We start from the raw sequence: 16,939 nt of genomic DNA on the forward strand, positions 1-16,939 counted from the left end.
CGAGGGGCGCCTTTTCGTTTTGGGGCGCCTCGTCGCCGATCCAGTCACCATGTCGCTGTAAAAGCCCGCTGCAGCTCGGCCGGAGCCGTGACGCCGCTCGCGATCAGCAATTGGGTGAGAACCCGTGCCTTCTGGGGATTGAGGTCCTCGGACACGACGAAGCCGTTCTTGTCATCGTCGACCTCGACATTGCGGGTGACGAAGCCAGACCGAACCCGCGTGGAACGGACGACGAGGATCCCTTTCTTCGCGGCCGCTTCGAGCGCATCGAGCGCCGGCTTCGACGTATTGCCGTCACCGACACCGGCCAGCACGATGCCTTTGGCGCCGTGGGAAATGGCGTCCTCGATCGGAACGGCGTCCATGTTGGCATGCGAGTAGACGATCTCGACCCGCGGCAATTGCTCGCCTGCCGGGAGCTGATAGGCCGCGCGCTTGAGACCGGCAGCCTGGGCCATGAAACGGATGCCGCCCGCGGTGTCGACATAGCCGATCGGCCCGCCGTTGGGAGAATTGAACGTCTCGATGCTCGTGGTGTTGGTCTTGGTGACCGAGCGTGCTCCCTCGATCTTGTCGTTCAGCACGGCCATGACGCCGCGACCGCGGGATCGGGGATCGGCGGCCACCTGGACCGCTTCGTACAGATTGCCGGGGCCATCCGCGCTGACGGCTGAAGCCGGACGCATCGAGCCGACGATGACCACCGGCTTGTCGCCACGCACCACATTGTCGAGAAAGAACGCCGTCTCCTCCAGCGTATCCGTGCCGTGGGTCACGATGACGCCGTCGGCCTCGTTCTTGTCGAAGGCCTCCTGAATGCGACGGGCCAGCGCAAACCAGACCTTGTCGTTCATGTCCTGGGATCCGATCGACGAAATCTGTTCGGCGTTCAGCTTTGCCAGCTTGTCCAGACCCGGCACCGACTGCATCAATTGCTCGCCCGTGATCTGGCCCGATTTGTACGCACCGGTCGCACGCGCGTCAGCCTGGCCTGCGATGGTGCCTCCCGTCGCAAGCACGAGAATGCGCGGCAGGCCTCCGGCCGAAGCGTCCTTGCCCGGCTCCGCAGCGTGCGCCGCTGCGCCAATGCCGCCGGACCAGAGCGCAAAAGACAGCAGTGGAATGGCAAGCATGGATGTTCGACGTTGGCGACAGCTGGCTGGGCTGGCGGTAGGCTTCGTCATCGAATTGTCCTCCCGTTCAAGTAGGGATCGACATTCGATCCGCCCATTGAGGCCGAAGATGGGTCAGCCTGCTGCTTTCCCTATGGGTTGTCCCGCCGCGGCATAAAATGATCGAGCAAACCCGTCGGTAGCGGAAAGACGACGGTCGACGACCGTTCGCCCGCGATGTCGTGCAGGGCCGCGAAGTAACGTAGCTGCATCGCCTGTGGCTCCTGCGCGAGAATCCGGCCGGCCTCGACGAGCTTTTCGGCGGCCTGCTGCTCGCCCATCGCGTTGATCACCTTGGCGCGCCGCAACCGTTCCGCTTCGGCCTGCTTGGCGATCGCGCGCACCATGGTTTCGTTGTGATCGATGTCCTTGATCTCGATCCCGGTGACCTTGATGCCCCAGACGTCGGTCTGCTTGTCGAGGATCTCCTGGATGTCGGCGTTCAACCTGTCGCGTTCGGCAAGCATCTCGTCGAGCTCGTGCTTGCCGAGCACCGAGCGTAACGTGGTCTGCGCGAGCTGGCTGGTGGCGGCCATGTAATCGCCGACCTTGATGATGGCCCGCTCGGGATCGACGATGCGGAAATACAGAACGGCGTTGACCTTGACGGAGACGTTGTCCCGCGAAATCACGTCCTGGGGCGGGACGACCTGCACCATCACCCGTAGATCGACCTTTACCAATTGCTGCACGACCGGAATGAGGATGATGAGGCCCGGGCCCTTCACGCCGGTAAAGCGACCGAGCGTAAAGACGACGCCACGCTCGTATTCACGCAGGATTCGAATAGCCTGGGATAGGAACATGATGACAAGCAACGCGAGCGCCGCATAGGTCAGATATTCCAGCATCATGACGGATCTCCCTCGCCTGTTCGGGCTGGTGCGCGCCGTATCAGCAGCGTCAGGTCGACGACGTTTGCGACTTCGACCGTCTCTCCGGGCTTGAACGTTTCGGCGCCGCGCGCCTGCCAGCGCTCGCCATGGGCGAAGACATGACCTTCGCTCCCACGCCAGTCGAGAACCTCGGCGGGCAAGCCTCGCATGGCTTGCGCGCCGACCCGTTCAGGAGCGTTGGCGGCACGCCGCAGCGAACCAAGCACGACGAGCGCAAAGCCGGTGAACACAGCTGCAGCGATGCCGATTACCCACCACGACAGGTGGTAGCCGGGCGCCTCGACCCTGAAAAGCATCAGCGCTCCCAGCACGAAAGCGACGATCCCTCCGAGACCGATCACCACCGTCGGATTGAAGGCTTCGACAGTGAGAAGCACTATGCCGACCAGCATCAGGGCAAGCCCGGCATAGTTGATTGGCAGCAAATTGAGCGCATAGAGGCCGATCAACAGGCAGATCGCGCCGACGACTCCCGGAGCGACGGCTCCGGGAGACATGAACTCGAAGATCAGGCCGTAGATGCCGACCATCAGGAGAATGAACGCCACATTCGGATCGGTGATGACCGCCAGGAAGCGGGATATCCATCCGGGGTCGATGGCTTCAACGACCGCATCCTTCGTCGCGAGGCGTTGCGTTTTGCCGCCTGCAACCTCCACCACGCGGCCATCGAGTTGCCTCAGCAATTCGGCCTGATCGCGCGCGACGAGATCGATGGCATGGGCCTCTAGCGCGCCGTTGGCAGAGAGAGTGGCGGCCTCACGGACCGCTTTCTCCGCCCAGTCCACATTGCGGTTGCGCAGCTCCGCAAGGCTACGGATGAAAGCAACCGCATCATTGGTCACCTTTGCCGTCATCGCATCCTTGGGCTGATCCTTCTCGCCCTGCTGGTCACCGTCCTTCTTGTCCTTGCCGCCCTTGTCCGGTGTACCGCTCGGCAGACCCGGCAGCGGTCCGCCAATCTGCACCGGCGTTGCTGCACCAATATTGGTGCCCGGCGCCATCGCCGCGATGTGGGTCGCATAAAGGATATAGGTCCCCGCGCTCGCCGCGTGGGCGCCGGAGGGAGCGACGTACCCGACGACAGGGACGGGCGAGGCCAGCACATCCGCAATGATCTCGCGCATGCTGGAATTGAGACCGCCGGGAGTGTTGATTCTCAGAAGCACGACCTCGGCGCGCCGTTCACTTGCGTGGGCCAAGGCCTCCTTCACGTAACTGGCCGACGCGGGGCCAATGGCCCCGTCGATCGAAACAATCAGTGCAAGACGGCCGTTCTCCTCTGCTGAACTGGGAAGGAGGCAGCAGATCAAAGCCACGACGCCAATCGCCGTAACGAGGGCCGCCTTCATGGTCTGCACGGCAGGGCTCCCTTGCAGAGCATATGGTGTTCGTCTCTTGAACCTCAATGCAGCCGTGTGCAGGCCCTTGTCTGATTGTGCGATGCAATGGAAATCGCCCCGCGGATCGGTTGAGCAGGGCGGTGGCGGACCATGCCTTGGGCTGATCCGCCCGCGCACTTGGCGGCTACGGCCTCGCGATCCGCACCCCGTCCGCTCCGATCGCGCCGAACGTACTCGCGATGATCTCGCTCGTCGGCTGCATGCCGCCGAGCGACCAGTGCGAAGGCTCCTGCTCCTCGATCCTGACCCAGACGTTGCGGCGGAAGTCCGGACTGCCCTGCCCTTCGACCTCGACCAGGAGGTCGGTGACGCGTTCGAGCAGCGTTTTCTTCTGTGCGGCATCCAGGATGCCGCGGACGGTGGATATGGTGACGTAAGGCATGTCTCTCTCCAATCATGTCGTGTGACGACAGAGCGAATTTGGACCCGGTGCCCCGGGCAGGGCAGTGGCGGATCAGCCAGAGATCGGGCAATTTCCGCCACGCATCGCTGGCGCCGATCGGTTAGGGTCGCCAGTGGCTGGCAGGAGATCCCATGAAGCTCGCAGTTCTGGCGCTGGAAGGTTGCATGCATTCGGCGATCTCAGGCGTCGCCGACGTCCTGTCGCTCGCCAATCACGTCATGCAGCAGAGCGGCGAAAAATCCCGCTTCACCTGGAAGACGCTGTCGCTCGACGGCAAGGCGGTGCGCGCCGGCGGCGGCCAGACGGTCGCAGTCGACGGCGCGATCGGCAAGCGCGCCGGCTTCGACGCGATCCTCGTCCCCGGCAACCTCGTCGATCACGTCACGGCCGAGCGCCTGCGGCCGCAATACGTCCGTGCCGGCGCCTGGCTGCGGCAGCAGCACGCCAACGGCCGGCTGATCGGCGCCTTTTGCAGCGGCGTCTTCCTGCTTGCGGGAGCGGGCCTGCTCGACAACCGCCGCGCCACCATCACCTGGTGGCTGCAAAGCGAGCTTCGGCAGCGCCATCCCGCGATCGACCTCGCCCCGGACGCCGTCATCACCAGCGCGGACCGCGTCGTCTGCGCCGCCGGCCCGATGTCGTGGGTCGACCTCCTGCTCAGGCTGATCGAGATGGTCGACGGCAAGCAGATCGCAAAACTGTGCGCGGACTACGTCGTCATCGACACCGCACAGCGCACCCAATCGATCTTCATGCCCGTGGGCTACCTGCTCTCGCAGGACCCGCTGCTGACCAGGGCCGACCTGCTGGTTCGTCGCACCGGCAAGAGCCCGATGACGGTCAAGCGCCTTGCCGGCGCGCTCGGCCTCAGCGAGCGCACGCTGAACCGGAAGTTTCAGGAGCTCACGCACGAGCCGCCACAAGCCTTCATCATGCGCCGCCGCGTCGAGCACGCGCGCACGCTGCTGGAGACGACGACGCAGCCGATCAAGACCATCGCGCGCACGACAGGGTATGAAGACGAGAGCAGCTTTCGCAAGGCGTTCCGCAAGCTGACGTTGATGTCGCCGCAAGCCTATCGCGCGCGGCGGATGGAGCGGGCGGCGTAACCGCTGACCAAGAGTGTTCGACCCAGCTTAGCGCCTTGTTCGCCCGGCAAATCCACCACTGCGGCGATAGTGCTCTTAACTCTGCTCCAGCCGACGCCGCGAGCAGATCGCGGCCGAGCAATACCGTAATACGCAGTAATCGAACTCGTCTCAGAAAGATGCAGCCATCCTCGCGCTAGAAACAGGTCGCGCCATGAGGTGGATCAACGAGTTGGCGCGACTTTTCTGATGTAATGATGTTTGAAGAGTTGACCCGCGCCACCGGATCGAAGCCGAAGGGAGGCGACATTGACGAGTTCCCCTGACCGATACGGTACTGTTCCCCAGTTCCTCCACTGGGCGACGGTAGTTCTGGTGATCGTTGCGTGGACGCTCGGCATATTTGGCGATGACTTGCCCAAGGGTGGCGCGCGCGAGACAGGCCTGCTTGTTCATGTTTCCGCCGGCCTGTTGATCTTGGCCGCATTGATCATGCGGCTGGTGTGGAGGGCGGCCGTTCCGCCGCCACCTCCCGAGCCAAACGAATTCCGCAGATGGCTTGGCGCCTTCGCCGACCCATCCGCCCGTCTTTTTCATTATACGCTCTACGCCTTGCTCGTTGTCGTTCCGGTCGCCGGGATCGTTACGCAGTTTGCGCGTGGCGAGGCGTTGCCGCTGCTCGGCATCTACGAAATATCATCGCCATGGATACGAGATAGAGCCTTCGCGCATTCGGTCAAGGAGATCCACGAAATTGCGGCCCACGCGCTTGTATTCGTCGCGTTCTTTCATGCTGGCGCAGCTCTGATCCATCATATCGTTTTTCGCGACAATACGCTGAACCGCATGCTACCTCGCGGCAAATGATGACGTACCACGGGTACCGCAACATCCTCGGCGAGTGATGCAACGATCGAGGCGGCGGCGGACCAACGTGCTATTTCTGGACCTTTGTGGCGCCGCATGAACCGTGGGTGCAGGTTCGCGACCGGCTCATCCAGCGCAAACGACGCCCCCCGCAAGCCCGTCCGGAGAGCGACAAGGCATGATGGGTGGTGGAGACATGATGGGTCGCGCGATGAAGGGGCGCAGCACGATGGGTGTGGACGCGATGGGACCTCCCATAATGTTCCGCATGATGTTTGCGCTTATGGACTCCGACGGCGACGGAGCCATCTCGTCGGCGGAGTTTCAGGCAGCCCACGAGCGAATTTTCAAGGCAATGGACAGCAATAAGGATGGCAAACTCACGCCGGAAGAGATGCAAGCGTTCCTACAAACCAGAAGATAGGCTGACTATCCGCCAAACGAGCTATCCCCCAGCAGGACCTCCGAGCGGCGTGGGTCCCGGATCAGCGCTTCGCTTGTCCGGGACACGAACGTGATCTACGCCGTCGCGCGCTGCCGCTCCACCAGCGCTGCGCCAAACGCCTCGAACAGCTTCCGGTTGATCGGATTGCGCTGGGGATCGTATTCGGCGTGCCATTGCACGCCGAGCGCAAAGGTCGGGGCTTCCGCGATGCGGATGGCCTCGATGGTGCCGTCCTCGGCGACACCTTCGATCAGCACGCGCTTGCCGGGATCGAGGATGCCCTGGCCGTGCAGAGAATTGACCCGGATCCTCTCACAGCCCAGCAGCCGTGCGAACGCCCCGCCCGGCGTGAGGTCGACATCGTGGCGGTCGGCGAACACCACGGTCGGATCAGGGTGGATCTCGCCGTTCTCGAGCCGGGGCATGCGATGGTTCATGCGGCCCGGGATCTCGCGGATCTCGGGGTGCAGCGAGCCGCCGAAGGCGACGTTCATCTCCTGGAGGCCGCGGCAGATGCCGAACAGCGGGATGCCGCGCGCAACGCAGGCGACCGAAAGCGCCAGCGCCACCTCGTCGCGGTGGATGTCGTAGGGCTCGTGCTTCTCGCAAGGGTCTACGTTGAAGCGGGTCGGATGGACGTTGGCGCGGGCGCCCGTGAGGACGATGCCGTCGACGGTATCGAGCAACGCACCGATGTCGGTGATGTCGGGCGAGCCCGCAAACATCACCGGCAGGCCGCCGGAGACCTCGGCCACCGCACGCAAATTGCGCTCGCCGACCATCTGGACCTGAAATCGATTTTCGACGCGATGGGCGTTCCCGATCACGCCGACGACCGGCTTTCTCATCTTCCGTTTCCGACCTCCCCCGTAAGAAGATTCTCCAAACATGCCCTTCCGATGGAACAAATTCAACCGAAGGGATTGCGGGACGGCAATGCTATTTTCGCGCCTTTGGCGCCGCCTCGGCCCCCCTTTCGCGCCCCGGCGTCGGCCAAAGCAGGCCCGCCGAGGCGTCAAACCGGTGCATAGCCTCGGCTTGATCCCAGGTAAGATTTGGCGAAAGAGTGCGCTCTGCGGCCTTCCCAAAAGGAGACGACGTGACAATTTCCCGAGATGAACGACCCCGGACCCGCAGCGACCTGGCCTGGGCCATCTCGGTCGGCGGCATCAGCGTCGTGCTGGTCACGGCGCTGCTCGCCTTCACCTGGTATTTTGCCGCCACCCTGCTCCTGATCTTCACCGGCATGCTGCTCGGCGTCGGCCTCAACGCGCTGACCAATGCACTCGGCCGCCGCGTGCACCTGCTGCACACAATGCGGCTTGCGATCGTCTGCATCGCGCTGGCCCTGATGCTCGCGGGCGTCGCCTATCTCGGCGGCGCCACCATCGCCGAACAGGCCTCGCTGCTCAGCAAGACCATCAGGTCGCAGATCACCAACGTGAAGTCCTTTCTCGACAACCACGGCATCGACACCAGCTTCTTCGATTTCGGCAACGCAGCACCCGCCGCCTCCACCGATGCAGGGTCGACGCCCACCCCAAACACGGCCCCGCGCGGCAATTTGCCGGGTGCAGGCGCCCTCGCGTCCAGCGGCGGGGCGATCGTGAGCCAGACCTTCAAGCTGCTGCTCGGCACCATCAGCGCCGTCGGCAACATCTTCATCGTGCTGTTTCTCGGGCTGGCCTTCGCTGCCCAGCCCAGCGTCTATCACGACGGCCTGCTGTTCCTCGTGCCGGCCAGGCACCGCACGCGGGCTACGCTCATCGTCGACCGCATCAGCGAGACGCTGGAGCGCTGGCTGATCGCGCAGATCATCGTCATGCTGGCAGTCGGCGTGGTGACCTGGATCGGGCTGGCCATCATCGGCATCCCCGGCTCGTTCATCCTGGGAATCCAGGCCGGCCTCCTCGCCTTCATCCCGACCGTCGGCGCCATCATCGCCGATGTCGTCGTGGTGCTGGCGAGTCTCGCCTCGGGCTGGATCCCGGCGCTATCCGCACTGATCCTGTTTCTCGGCGTGCATGCGATGGAGAGCTACGTGCTGACGCCGCTGCTCCAGCGGCAGGCGCTGGACATTCCGCCGGCCACGCTGTTCGCGTTCCAGATCCTGCTCGGCGTCGTGTTCGGAATCTGGGGCCTGGCGCTGGCGCTGCCACTGGTCGCCATCGCCAAGGTCATGATCGACCATTTCAAGACCTATGAGGCGCCGCCTCTGGCAGAGGCGGCTTGAGGCGGCTCAGGTCGCCAGCACGGTCTCGGTGTGCTCGACCTCCGGGGGCGCGGCAAAATACTGGCCGACGAGGCCGCGCCATTCGGCGAAGTTCTCGGAGCCGCGGAAATCGACGGTGTGGTTCTCCAGCGTCGCCCATTTCACCATCAGGCGATAGCGCTGCGGCTTCTCGATCGACTTGTGCAGCTCGAAGCCGTGAAAGCCCTTGGAGCGGCCGAACGCGGCCTTGGCCTTGGCGACGGCGGCCTCGAAATCCTTCTCGCTGCCCGGCTTGACGTCGATTTGCGCGATCTCGGTGATCATCGGCTTCCACCCTTCTTGTTTGACGGGCGTGTCTACCGCACCCCGCCCAAAAGAAAAAGTGCGCCGAAACGGCGCCCTGGCTGGCCGGAAACTGCAGGTCTCTCAGGCGAACAGCAGGACGGTACCTGCCACGATGAGCGCGCAACCGACGAACAGCGCGAGCGGCCAATAGCTGCGGCCCTGCGTGTAGCGTCCCTGGGCGCGGCGCTCGGTGATCAGCGCCGTCTCATATTCCTCCGCGGTCGAGAACAGACAGGCGAAGCCGCCTCGCGCCGAGGCGGCTTGAGCTTCGAGCGACATCAGGGCGGCCTGCGGGGTCTGTCGACGGATCGATTCCATGACCGGAATGGTAGGGATCGAATGGTAAACAAGGAATTACCGCAGGGCCCTTTGCCTCAAGCCGTGGCCGGACGCGCCTGCGGCGCGCCGATCCGCGCGGCGCTCTGGCGGCGCCAGTTCTCCAGCGACAGCGGCAGCTCCTCCGCGGCCTCGACGCGGTTACGGCCGCCGCGCTTGGCCTGGTAGAGTGCAGTGTCGGCCGAGGCCAGCAGCACCTCGAGCTCGGTACCGGCCGGACCGCCGGCGACGCCAATGCTGACGGTGGTGTCGACCGGGCCCTCATCGACCACGACGCCGGAGGTCTCGAAGGCTTCGCGCACGCGCTCGGCAACCAGCACGCCCTCCTCCAGCGAACACGGCAGCAGCGCCGCGAATTCCTCGCCGCCGATGCGGCCCGACATGTCGGTGATGCGCAGATTGCTGACGACCACGGTCGAGAACAGTTTCAGCATCTCGTCGCCGGCGGGATGGCCGAAGCGGTCGTTGATCGACTTGAAGTGGTCGATGTCGAAGATCATCACGGTCACGGGACGCCCGGCCTTGGCCTCGCGCTCGATCACGCGGCCGCAGGCTTCGGAGAAGCCGCGGCGGTTGAGCATACCGGTCAGGGGATCGGTGGACGCGGCGGTCCGGTGCGCGGTGACGGCGCGCTCCGAGACCAGCATGAAGATCACGAACACGGTGCCGACGGCATAGAGCACGAGCTCGACCGCGAACACGGTGACCCAGATGCTGCTGGAGAAACCGGCATCGTGCGGGCGCAGGAAGCTGCCGAGCAGGATCGGCAGCATCAGCACGCAGCCGTGCATCACCGGCACCATGAAGGCCGGCCAGCGCCGTTGCAGGCTCTTGCGCCGCTCGACCCAGAGCTCGCTTGCGGTCAGCGCGGCATAGACCGAGACGATGCCGGCGCCGATGATCATGCGCAGCATGGACGCCGCGGGATCGAGCAGCGTCACGGCAGCGGCCCATGCGAGCGCGCCGAGCACGAGGCCGGGCCAGTTCGGCTTGCGACCGTGGAAGACGCGCGCCGCGTTCCACACCATGCCGCAGGCGACGAAGCCGACGGCATTTAACGCCAGATAGAGATGCGGCCCCAGCCTGTCGCCTGCCGCCGTCCACAACGCGACCGAGGCCGCGCCGAGGAGATAGGCGGTGCCCCACCATTTCAGCGCAGGACTGTTCTCCTGCCTGCCGAAGAACACCATCATGGCGCCGAGCAGTGCGGCGACCATGGTGGCAACCAAATAGAGCGTGATGCTATCGAGCGACATCATGTCGGCCCCCTTGAAAACATAGCAGTTACGCGACCGGCCCAGCCGATTTGCGCGCCCTTCCAAAGGCGACGCTAAGTTCCCGCGGGTTCCATTCAGGTTTTCACGCGGCCCCAACTTTTCGGGAAACACGTCGTCAATTTGCATACAAACGAACAACAAAAAGGGCGCTGAAATCAGCGCCCTTTTGCATCTCATTGAAGCCGCTTTCGCGGCGAATGTGACCGAAGCGATTAACGCTTCGAGAACTGGAAGGACCGGCGGGCCTTGGCCTTGCCGTACTTCTTGCGCTCGACCACGCGGCTGTCGCGGGTGAGGAAGCCGCCCTTCTTGAGCACGGTACGCAGCTCCGGCTCGAAATAGGTGAGCGCCTTGGAGATGCCGTGACGGACGGCGCCGGCCTGGCCGGACAGACCGCCGCCGGCGACGGTGCAGATCACGTCGTACTGGCCGGAACGCTGGGCCACGGAGAACGGCTGCTCGATCATCATGCGCAGCACGGGACGCGCGAAATAGACCTCGACCTCACGCGAATTGACCGTGACCTTGCCGGCACCCGGCTTGATCCAGACGCGGGCGACCGCGTCCTTGCGCTTGCCGGTGGCATAGGCGCGGTTGAACTTGTCGACCTTCTTCTCGTGCTTGGGCGCGTCGGGCGCGGCCGCCGTCTTGAGCTGCGAGAGCTGGTCGAGCGACTGAATGGATTCGGCCATGTTATGCGGCCCTCGTGTTCTTGCGGTTCAACTTGGCGATGTCGATCTTCTCGGGCTGCTGCGCCTCGTGCGGATGATCGGCCCCGCCGTAGACGCGGAGGTTACCCATCTGCACGCGACCGAGCGGACCACGCGGAATCATGCGCTCGACGGCCTTCTCGAGCACGCGCTCGGGATGCTTGCCCTCGAGGATCTGGCGCGCGGTGCGCTCCTTGACGTGGCCGACATAGCCGGTGTGCTTGTAGTAGGTCTTCTGCTCGCGCTTGCGACCGGTGAGGACCGCATGCTGCGCGTTGATGATGATGACGTTGTCGCCGCAATCAACGTGCGGGGTGTAGGTCGGGAGGTGCTTGCCGCGCAGGCGCATGGCGACGATGGTGGCGAGACGGCCGACGACCAGACCCTTGGCGTCGATCAGCACCCACTTCTTCGTCACCTCAGCCGGCTTTGCCGAAAAGGTTTTCATATCGGAGTTTCCGTGGACGGGAGATATCGGCGCGAACACCGCACCGGACTGCGCGGTTTTCTAGAGAAGAGACGCGCAACGGTCAATGCCCGAAGACGGAAATTACGCTCGTAAAATCAACAGCTTAAAAATATGGTGCTATATTACCCGCAAAAAGCTCAAACTTTTGGAATGGAATAGGTCGAGGTGACATGGGCGATCGGATCGGGCGAGGTGCCGGACAAGAGGTTCACTTCCCCGACCGCCAGGCGCTTGCCGAGCTTGAGCAGCCGCGCCTCGGCCAGAACGTCCTGGCCGGGCTGGCCCTTGCGCAGGAAGTTGATGTTGAGATTGGTGGTGACCGCGAGCCCGATCGGCCCGATCGCGGACAGAAGCACCACGTACATCGCAAAATCGGCGAGCGCCATCAGCGTCGGGCCGGACACGGTTCCGCCCGGCCGCAGCATCCTTTCGCTGTAGCGCTGGCGCAAAAGGCAGGTCTGGCCGTCCGCGCTCTCGATCGTGATGTCGCCGCCACTGAAGGCCTGGGGAAACTCGTCACGGAGAAACTGCTCGACCTCCGCCACGCTCATTTTCGCTAACGCCATGCCACCCCCACCCTCGCTTCAGGTCCGCTGTTACATTAGGTTATCTGCATCATCCAATTGCAATAATCCAACTGGAAACGCTTCGATGTCCGTCCAGCCCGCCCGCCCCCCCTTCCCGGAACCGCCGATCCTGCTGCGGGAGATCGTCGGCACCGTCGCCGTGCTCACGCTGAACCGCCCCGCCGCGCGCAACAGCCTGTCGGAGGCGATGATCGGCCAGCTGCATGCGAGCTTCAACGCAATTGCCGAGGACAAGCGCATCCGCGCCGCCGTCATCGCCGCCAACGGTCCGGCCTTCTCCGCCGGCCACGATATGAAGGAATTGACCGCGCGCCGCAGCGACCCCGATCGCGGCCGCGCTTATTTCGCCGAGATGATGAACGCCTGTAGCGCGATGATGCAGGCGATCGTGCATCTGCCAAAGCCCGTGATCGCCGCCGTCCAGGGCATCGCGACCGCCGCCGGCTGCCAGCTCGTCGCAAGCTGCGATCTCGCGGTCGCCTCGGAGGCCGCACACTTCGCCACCCCGGGCGTCGACATCGGCCTGTTCTGCTCGACGCCGATGGTGGCGCTGTCGCGCAACGTGCCGCGCAAGCAGGCGATGGAGATGCTGCTGACGGGCGAGCCGATCCCGGCCGCCCGCGCCCGCGAGATCGGGCTCGTCAATCGCGTCGTGACAGCGGGTACCGAGCGCGGCGCCGCGATTGCGCTGGCGGAACAGGTCGCGCTGAAATCCGCCTACACGGTCAAGCTCGGCAAGGAGGCGTTCTATCGCCAGGCCGAGATGAGCCTTGCGGACGCCTATCGCTATGCGGCAGAGGTGATGACCGAGAACATGATGGCGCGCGACGCCGAGGAAGGCATCGGCGCCTTCATCGAGAAGCGCGCGCCGACGTGGCGGGATGAATAGCGACGTTTCACGCACCGTCATTCCGGGCGATGCGGAGCATCGAACTATGGTGCGCAATTGCGCACCTGAGAATCTCGAGATTCCGAGTTCGGCTCTGCGAGCCGCCCCGGAATGACGAACGAAAGAAAAAGATGAACCACGACGCCTATCCCGACAATTACATCCGCGCCATCCTCAATAGCGTGAAGTCGATCGCGATGGTCGGCGCCTCGCCGGTCAATGTGCGGCCGAGCTATTTCGCGTTCAAATATCTGGCGCAGCGCGGCTATGACATGATTCCGGTCAATCCCGGCCATGTCGGCAAGGAGCTGCTCGGAAAACCCTTCGTCGCCTCGATGTCCGACATCGGCCGTCCCGTCGACATGATCGACATCTTTCGCAACTCCAGCCACATCATGCCCGTGGTCGAGGAAGCCCTGGCGCTCGATCCGCTGCCGAAGGTGATCTGGATGCAGCTCGGCGCGCGTGACGACGTCGCGGCGGCGAAGGCCGAAGCGGTCGGTATCAAGGTGGTCATGAACCGCTGCCCAAAAATCGAATATGGCCGTTTGTCGTCCGAGATCTCCTGGATGGGCGTCAATTCGCGCACGCTCAGCTCCAAGCGCCCGCCGGCGCCGACGCAAGGCATGCGGCTATCCCTCAATCGGATGAGTGTCGGCGGTGGCGATACCGCGGCATCCGATCGTGCCGCCAAAAACAAGAGCGAGCAAAGCTGACGCAATTGCGAACGATTCGTTTCGCGAACGCGACAATACGCAGAACGATCGTTCCGATGTGAAGCCGCGCCTTGACGGCAGCAGCGGCGCCGATCAGCATGCCGCGCGATTTCAGACCACAAGAACAGGACGCCCTCAATGAGCGATCGCCTTCCGGGATTTTCAACCCTCGCCGTGCATGCCGGTGCACAGCCCGACCCCACGACCGGTGCGCGCGCGACTCCGATTTATCAAACGACCTCTTTCGTCTTCAACGACGCCGACCACGCCGCCTCGCTGTTCGGATTGCAGGCGTTCGGCAACATCTATACCCGCATCGGCAATCCAACCAACGCGGTGCTGGAAGAACGCGTCGCGGCGCTCGAAGGCGGCACAGCGGCGCTGGCCGTTGCCTCCGGCCACGCCGCGCAGGTCGTGGTGTTGCAGCAATTGCTCCAGCCCGGCGACGAGTTCATCGCGGCGCGAAAGCTCTATGGCGGCTCGATCAACCAGTTCACGCATGCGTTCAAGAGCTTCGGCTGGAACGTGGTGTGGGCCGATTCCGACGACATCGCCAGCTTCGAGCGCGCAGTCACCCCGCGCACCAAGGCGATCTTCATCGAGTCCATCGCCAATCCCGGCGGCAGCATCACCGACATCGAGGCGGTCTCGACGGTGGCGCGCAAGGCGGGCGTGCCGCTGATCGTCGACAACACGCTGGCCTCGCCCTACCTGATCCGCCCGATCGATCACGGTGCCGACATCGTCGTGCACTCGCTGACGAAGTTTCTGGGCGGCCACGGCAATTCGCTCGGCGGTATCATCGTCGATGCCGGCACGTTCGACTGGTCGACCGGCGGCAAATATCCGATGCTGTCGGAGCCGCGGCCGGAATATCACGGCATCCGCCTCCAGGAGACCTTTGGCAATTTTGCCTTCGCGATTGCCTGCCGCGTGCTGGGCTTGCGCGACCTCGGGCCCGCGCTGTCGCCGTTCAACGCCTTCATGATCCTGACCGGCATCGAGACGCTGCCGCTGCGCATGCAGAAGCACTGCGACAACGCCAAGGCGGTCGCCGAATTCCTCGCCGGCCATCCGGCGGTGGCCTCGGTCAGCTACGCGGGCCTTGCCAGCGACAAGTACAACCGGCTTGCGCGCAAATACGCGCCAAAGGGCGCAGGCGCCGTGTTCACCTTCAGCCTGAAGGGCGGCTATGACGCTGGCGTCAGCCTGGTGTCGAAACTGCAGTTGTTCTCGCATCTGGCCAATGTCGGCGACACCCGCTCGCTGGTGATCCATCCGGCCTCGACCACGCACAGCCAGCTCGACGACGCCGCCAAGGTGAAGTCCGGCGCCGGCCCCGACGTGGTGCGGCTCTCGATCGGCATCGAGGACAAGGAAGACCTGATCGCCGATCTGGAACAGGCGCTGGGGGCTTAGTTGCCCGTCGTTCCGGGGCGGTGCGAAGCACCGAACCCGGAACCTCGACGTCATTTGCTCATCTCTGGATTCCGGGTTCGGTCCTACCGGACCGCCCCGGAATGACGGACGGCGCATGGTGGCGGCGCCGCCCCCTCAGTTAACAGTCATTAACTATATCTGCCGCATACATCGTCTTTGGATCGCCCTTTGATTCGGAGCCGACGATGCTGCGCTGGATGGTGCCTGCCCTTGCGGCGATGCTGACGCTCTCAAGCGCGCTCGCCGCCGACCTTCCGGCCACGCCGAAGCGGCGGGCCGCCGTGCCGCCGCAGGAGGCGCCAACGGTCTATGTTGAGACCGATCCGGATGCGCTGATCTCGCCGGCCTATGGCATCGGCAGCTACGTCCGCAATCTGCCGGGCACGCCGCTGCTGCCCGGCTCTCACACGCTGCCGGGCTATTATGGCCGCCCCTGGGACTACGACTATCAGGGCCCGTATTACGGCGGGAAGCAGGTCGACTATTTCTGGCGCCTGCCCTACGCGTGCGGCGTCTACGGCTATTGCTGATCAGCCGGGCTGATGGTGATCAGCCGGGCTGACTGACCGGAACCACGCGCGGCTGCGTCTCGGCAGATTGCCGCGAGGCCAGCCGTTCCGTCTGCATCACCGCGAGCGTCAAGACCGCGATCGCAACCGCCTGATGCGCGAGCGCAAGCCCGATCGGCACCTGGTTGAGCAGCGTGAGGATGCCGAGCACCGCTTGCAGGCTCACCGCCGCAAACAGCCAGAGTGCGCCGCTCGCAGCCAGACCAGCGCGCGAACGCACCGAGTCGAACGCATGCAGCGCCGCCAACACGAACAGCGCATAGGCCGTCATGCGGTGCTCGAACTGTACCGTCAGCACATTGTCGAACATGTTGCGCCACCACGGCGTCTCGAACCACAGCCGCTCGGCGGAGGGAATGAGCGCGCCGTCGATCTCAGGCCAGGTGTTGTAGGCGCGGCCCGCGCGCAGGCCCGCGACCAATGCACCGAAATAGATCTGCACGAAGGTCACGACAAGCAGCAGCGCACTCGTGAACCGCAGCCGCGCGGGCGCGGCGATCTGCGCCCGCTCCTTGAGCCGCCGCACCGTCCAGACGATGCCGGCGAAGATCAGCAGCGCGAGCACCAGATGCGTCGCCAGCCGATATTGCGACACCTCGACCCGCTCCGAGAGACCCGAGGCCACCATCCACCAGCCGACCGCGCCTTGAAGCCCGCCGAGCGCGAACAGCAGCCACAGCCTGCGCTTCAACTCACGGGACAAGCCCCCGCGCCACAGGAAGAACAGGAACGGCAACAGATATGCGACGCCGATGAAGCGGCCGAGCAACCGGTGGCTCCACTCCCACCAGAAAATCTCCTTGAACTCGGACAGGCTCATGCCCGCGTTGAGCTCGCGATATTGCGGGATCTTCTTGTAGGCCTCGAACGCCTCGGTCCACTGCGCCGCCGAGAGCGGCGGCAGGCTGCCCGTCACCGGCTTCCATTCGACGATCGAGAGGCCGGATTCCGTCAGCCGCGTCGCGCCGCCGACCAGCACCATCAGCGCGATCAGCGCGGCCACGGAAATCAGCCACCAGCGCACGGCGCGATACGGCTCGGACGGGGCGGAAATCGTCGTCATTTCAGGGCGAAACCAAACCTTGTAGCTAAGAGACTTGAACCAGGAGGCTTGA

General features: G+C 64.3%; 20 protein-coding genes. 8 read left to right on the forward strand and 12 right to left on the reverse strand.

The window, feature by feature from the left end; translation table 11 throughout:
* Positions 1–44 precede the first annotated feature (44 nt).
* The 4 genes from ACFLEY_RS26390 to ACFLEY_RS26405 all read right to left on the reverse strand — a co-directional run bounded on the left by ACFLEY_RS26390 (position 45) and on the right by ACFLEY_RS26405 (position 3,853).
* Positions 45–1,133 carry an asparaginase gene (locus ACFLEY_RS26390; protein WP_236842067.1) on the reverse strand — a complete coding sequence of 363 codons (1,089 nt, stop codon included), beginning with the start codon at positions 1,131–1,133 and terminating at the stop codon, positions 45–47.
* Between the two features lie 131 nt (positions 1,134–1,264).
* Positions 1,265–2,026 (reverse strand): slipin family protein, encoded by a 762-nt coding sequence (locus tag ACFLEY_RS26395; protein ID WP_060912440.1) that lies wholly within the window; start codon positions 2,024–2,026, stop codon positions 1,265–1,267.
* Positions 2,023–3,429: a nodulation protein NfeD gene (locus tag ACFLEY_RS26400; RefSeq protein WP_028171683.1), complete on the reverse strand. Its 1,407-nt coding sequence runs from the start codon at positions 3,427–3,429 to the stop codon at positions 2,023–2,025. Before ACFLEY_RS26400 ends, ACFLEY_RS26395 begins: the two co-directional genes overlap by 4 nt.
* A gap of 166 nt (positions 3,430–3,595) precedes the next feature.
* Positions 3,596–3,853 (reverse strand): tautomerase family protein, encoded by a 258-nt coding sequence (locus ACFLEY_RS26405; RefSeq protein WP_011087716.1) that lies wholly within the window; start codon positions 3,851–3,853, stop codon positions 3,596–3,598.
* A gap of 152 nt (positions 3,854–4,005) precedes the next feature.
* Here ACFLEY_RS26405 and ACFLEY_RS26410 point away from each other — a divergent pair, with 152 nt between their 5' ends.
* From ACFLEY_RS26410 to ACFLEY_RS26420, 3 genes are all read left to right on the forward strand, one after another.
* Positions 4,006–4,983, forward strand: a complete 978-nt coding sequence (locus tag ACFLEY_RS26410) for a GlxA family transcriptional regulator (protein WP_060912441.1) — start codon at positions 4,006–4,008, stop codon at positions 4,981–4,983.
* Between the two features lie 288 nt (positions 4,984–5,271).
* Positions 5,272–5,829, forward strand: a complete 558-nt coding sequence (locus ACFLEY_RS26415; RefSeq protein WP_028171681.1) for a cytochrome b — start codon at positions 5,272–5,274, stop codon at positions 5,827–5,829.
* 178 nt (positions 5,830–6,007) lie between these two features.
* Complete coding sequence (locus ACFLEY_RS26420) at positions 6,008–6,253, forward strand: EF-hand domain-containing protein (protein WP_082757040.1); 246 nt, start codon at positions 6,008–6,010, stop codon at positions 6,251–6,253.
* Positions 6,254–6,348: 95 nt separating this feature from the next.
* On the opposite strand, the gene ACFLEY_RS26425 is transcribed toward ACFLEY_RS26420, so the two are convergent.
* The gene (locus tag ACFLEY_RS26425; RefSeq protein ID WP_028171680.1) at positions 6,349–7,122 is read right to left on the reverse strand and encodes a gamma-glutamyl-gamma-aminobutyrate hydrolase family protein; all 774 of its coding nucleotides are present in this window, start codon (positions 7,120–7,122) and stop codon (positions 6,349–6,351) included.
* A 251-nt stretch (positions 7,123–7,373) separates the two neighbouring features.
* On the opposite strand from ACFLEY_RS26425, the gene ACFLEY_RS26430 reads away from it, so the two are divergent.
* Positions 7,374–8,507 carry an AI-2E family transporter gene (locus ACFLEY_RS26430; protein WP_060912442.1) on the forward strand — a complete coding sequence of 378 codons (1,134 nt, stop codon included), beginning with the start codon at positions 7,374–7,376 and terminating at the stop codon, positions 8,505–8,507.
* A 6-nt stretch (positions 8,508–8,513) separates the two neighbouring features.
* On the opposite strand, the gene ACFLEY_RS26435 is transcribed toward ACFLEY_RS26430, so the two are convergent.
* The 6 genes from ACFLEY_RS26435 to ACFLEY_RS26460 form a co-directional block, all read right to left on the reverse strand.
* On the reverse strand, positions 8,514–8,810 hold the full coding sequence (locus tag ACFLEY_RS26435) for an antibiotic biosynthesis monooxygenase (RefSeq protein ID WP_060912443.1): 297 nt from the start codon (positions 8,808–8,810) through the stop codon (positions 8,514–8,516).
* Positions 8,811–8,912: 102 nt separating this feature from the next.
* Positions 8,913–9,149: a hypothetical protein gene (locus ACFLEY_RS26440; RefSeq protein ID WP_028171677.1), complete on the reverse strand. Its 237-nt coding sequence runs from the start codon at positions 9,147–9,149 to the stop codon at positions 8,913–8,915.
* 56 nt (positions 9,150–9,205) lie between these two features.
* Entirely contained in the window at positions 9,206–10,426 is a 1,221-nt protein-coding gene (locus tag ACFLEY_RS26445; protein WP_211433453.1) for a diguanylate cyclase, read from the reverse strand.
* A 230-nt stretch (positions 10,427–10,656) separates the two neighbouring features.
* The gene (rpsI, locus tag ACFLEY_RS26450; protein ID WP_011087725.1) at positions 10,657–11,136 is read right to left on the reverse strand and encodes a 30S ribosomal protein S9; all 480 of its coding nucleotides are present in this window, start codon (positions 11,134–11,136) and stop codon (positions 10,657–10,659) included.
* A gap of 1 nt (position 11,137) precedes the next feature.
* Complete coding sequence (gene rplM, locus ACFLEY_RS26455) at positions 11,138–11,602, reverse strand: 50S ribosomal protein L13 (RefSeq protein ID WP_011087726.1); 465 nt, start codon at positions 11,600–11,602, stop codon at positions 11,138–11,140.
* A 158-nt stretch (positions 11,603–11,760) separates the two neighbouring features.
* Positions 11,761–12,189 (reverse strand): PaaI family thioesterase, encoded by a 429-nt coding sequence (locus tag ACFLEY_RS26460; protein WP_060912445.1) that lies wholly within the window; start codon positions 12,187–12,189, stop codon positions 11,761–11,763.
* A gap of 85 nt (positions 12,190–12,274) precedes the next feature.
* Here ACFLEY_RS26460 and ACFLEY_RS26465 point away from each other — a divergent pair, with 85 nt between their 5' ends.
* The 4 genes from ACFLEY_RS26465 (at position 12,275) to ACFLEY_RS26480 (ending at position 15,785) form a co-directional block, all read left to right on the forward strand.
* Positions 12,275–13,099 (forward strand): enoyl-CoA hydratase, encoded by an 825-nt coding sequence (locus ACFLEY_RS26465; RefSeq protein ID WP_060912446.1) that lies wholly within the window; start codon positions 12,275–12,277, stop codon positions 13,097–13,099.
* Between the two features lie 131 nt (positions 13,100–13,230).
* Positions 13,231–13,815: a CoA-binding protein gene (locus tag ACFLEY_RS26470; protein WP_060912447.1), complete on the forward strand. Its 585-nt coding sequence runs from the start codon at positions 13,231–13,233 to the stop codon at positions 13,813–13,815.
* A 138-nt stretch (positions 13,816–13,953) separates the two neighbouring features.
* Positions 13,954–15,234, forward strand: coding sequence for an O-acetylhomoserine aminocarboxypropyltransferase (locus ACFLEY_RS26475; protein ID WP_011087730.1), 1,281 nt, complete (start codon positions 13,954–13,956; stop codon positions 15,232–15,234).
* Positions 15,235–15,440: 206 nt separating this feature from the next.
* Positions 15,441–15,785 (forward strand): hypothetical protein, encoded by a 345-nt coding sequence (locus ACFLEY_RS26480; RefSeq protein WP_028171673.1) that lies wholly within the window; start codon positions 15,441–15,443, stop codon positions 15,783–15,785.
* A gap of 19 nt (positions 15,786–15,804) precedes the next feature.
* Here ACFLEY_RS26480 and ACFLEY_RS26485 read toward each other — a convergent pair whose 3' ends face one another.
* Complete coding sequence (locus tag ACFLEY_RS26485; protein WP_060912449.1) at positions 15,805–16,887, reverse strand: COX15/CtaA family protein; 1,083 nt, start codon at positions 16,885–16,887, stop codon at positions 15,805–15,807.
* Positions 16,888–16,939: the final 52 nt, after the last annotated feature.

The sequence above is a fragment of the Bradyrhizobium sp. YCK136 genome, assembly GCF_044570075.1.
Taxonomy (GTDB): Bacteria; Pseudomonadota; Alphaproteobacteria; order Rhizobiales; family Xanthobacteraceae; genus Bradyrhizobium; species Bradyrhizobium diazoefficiens.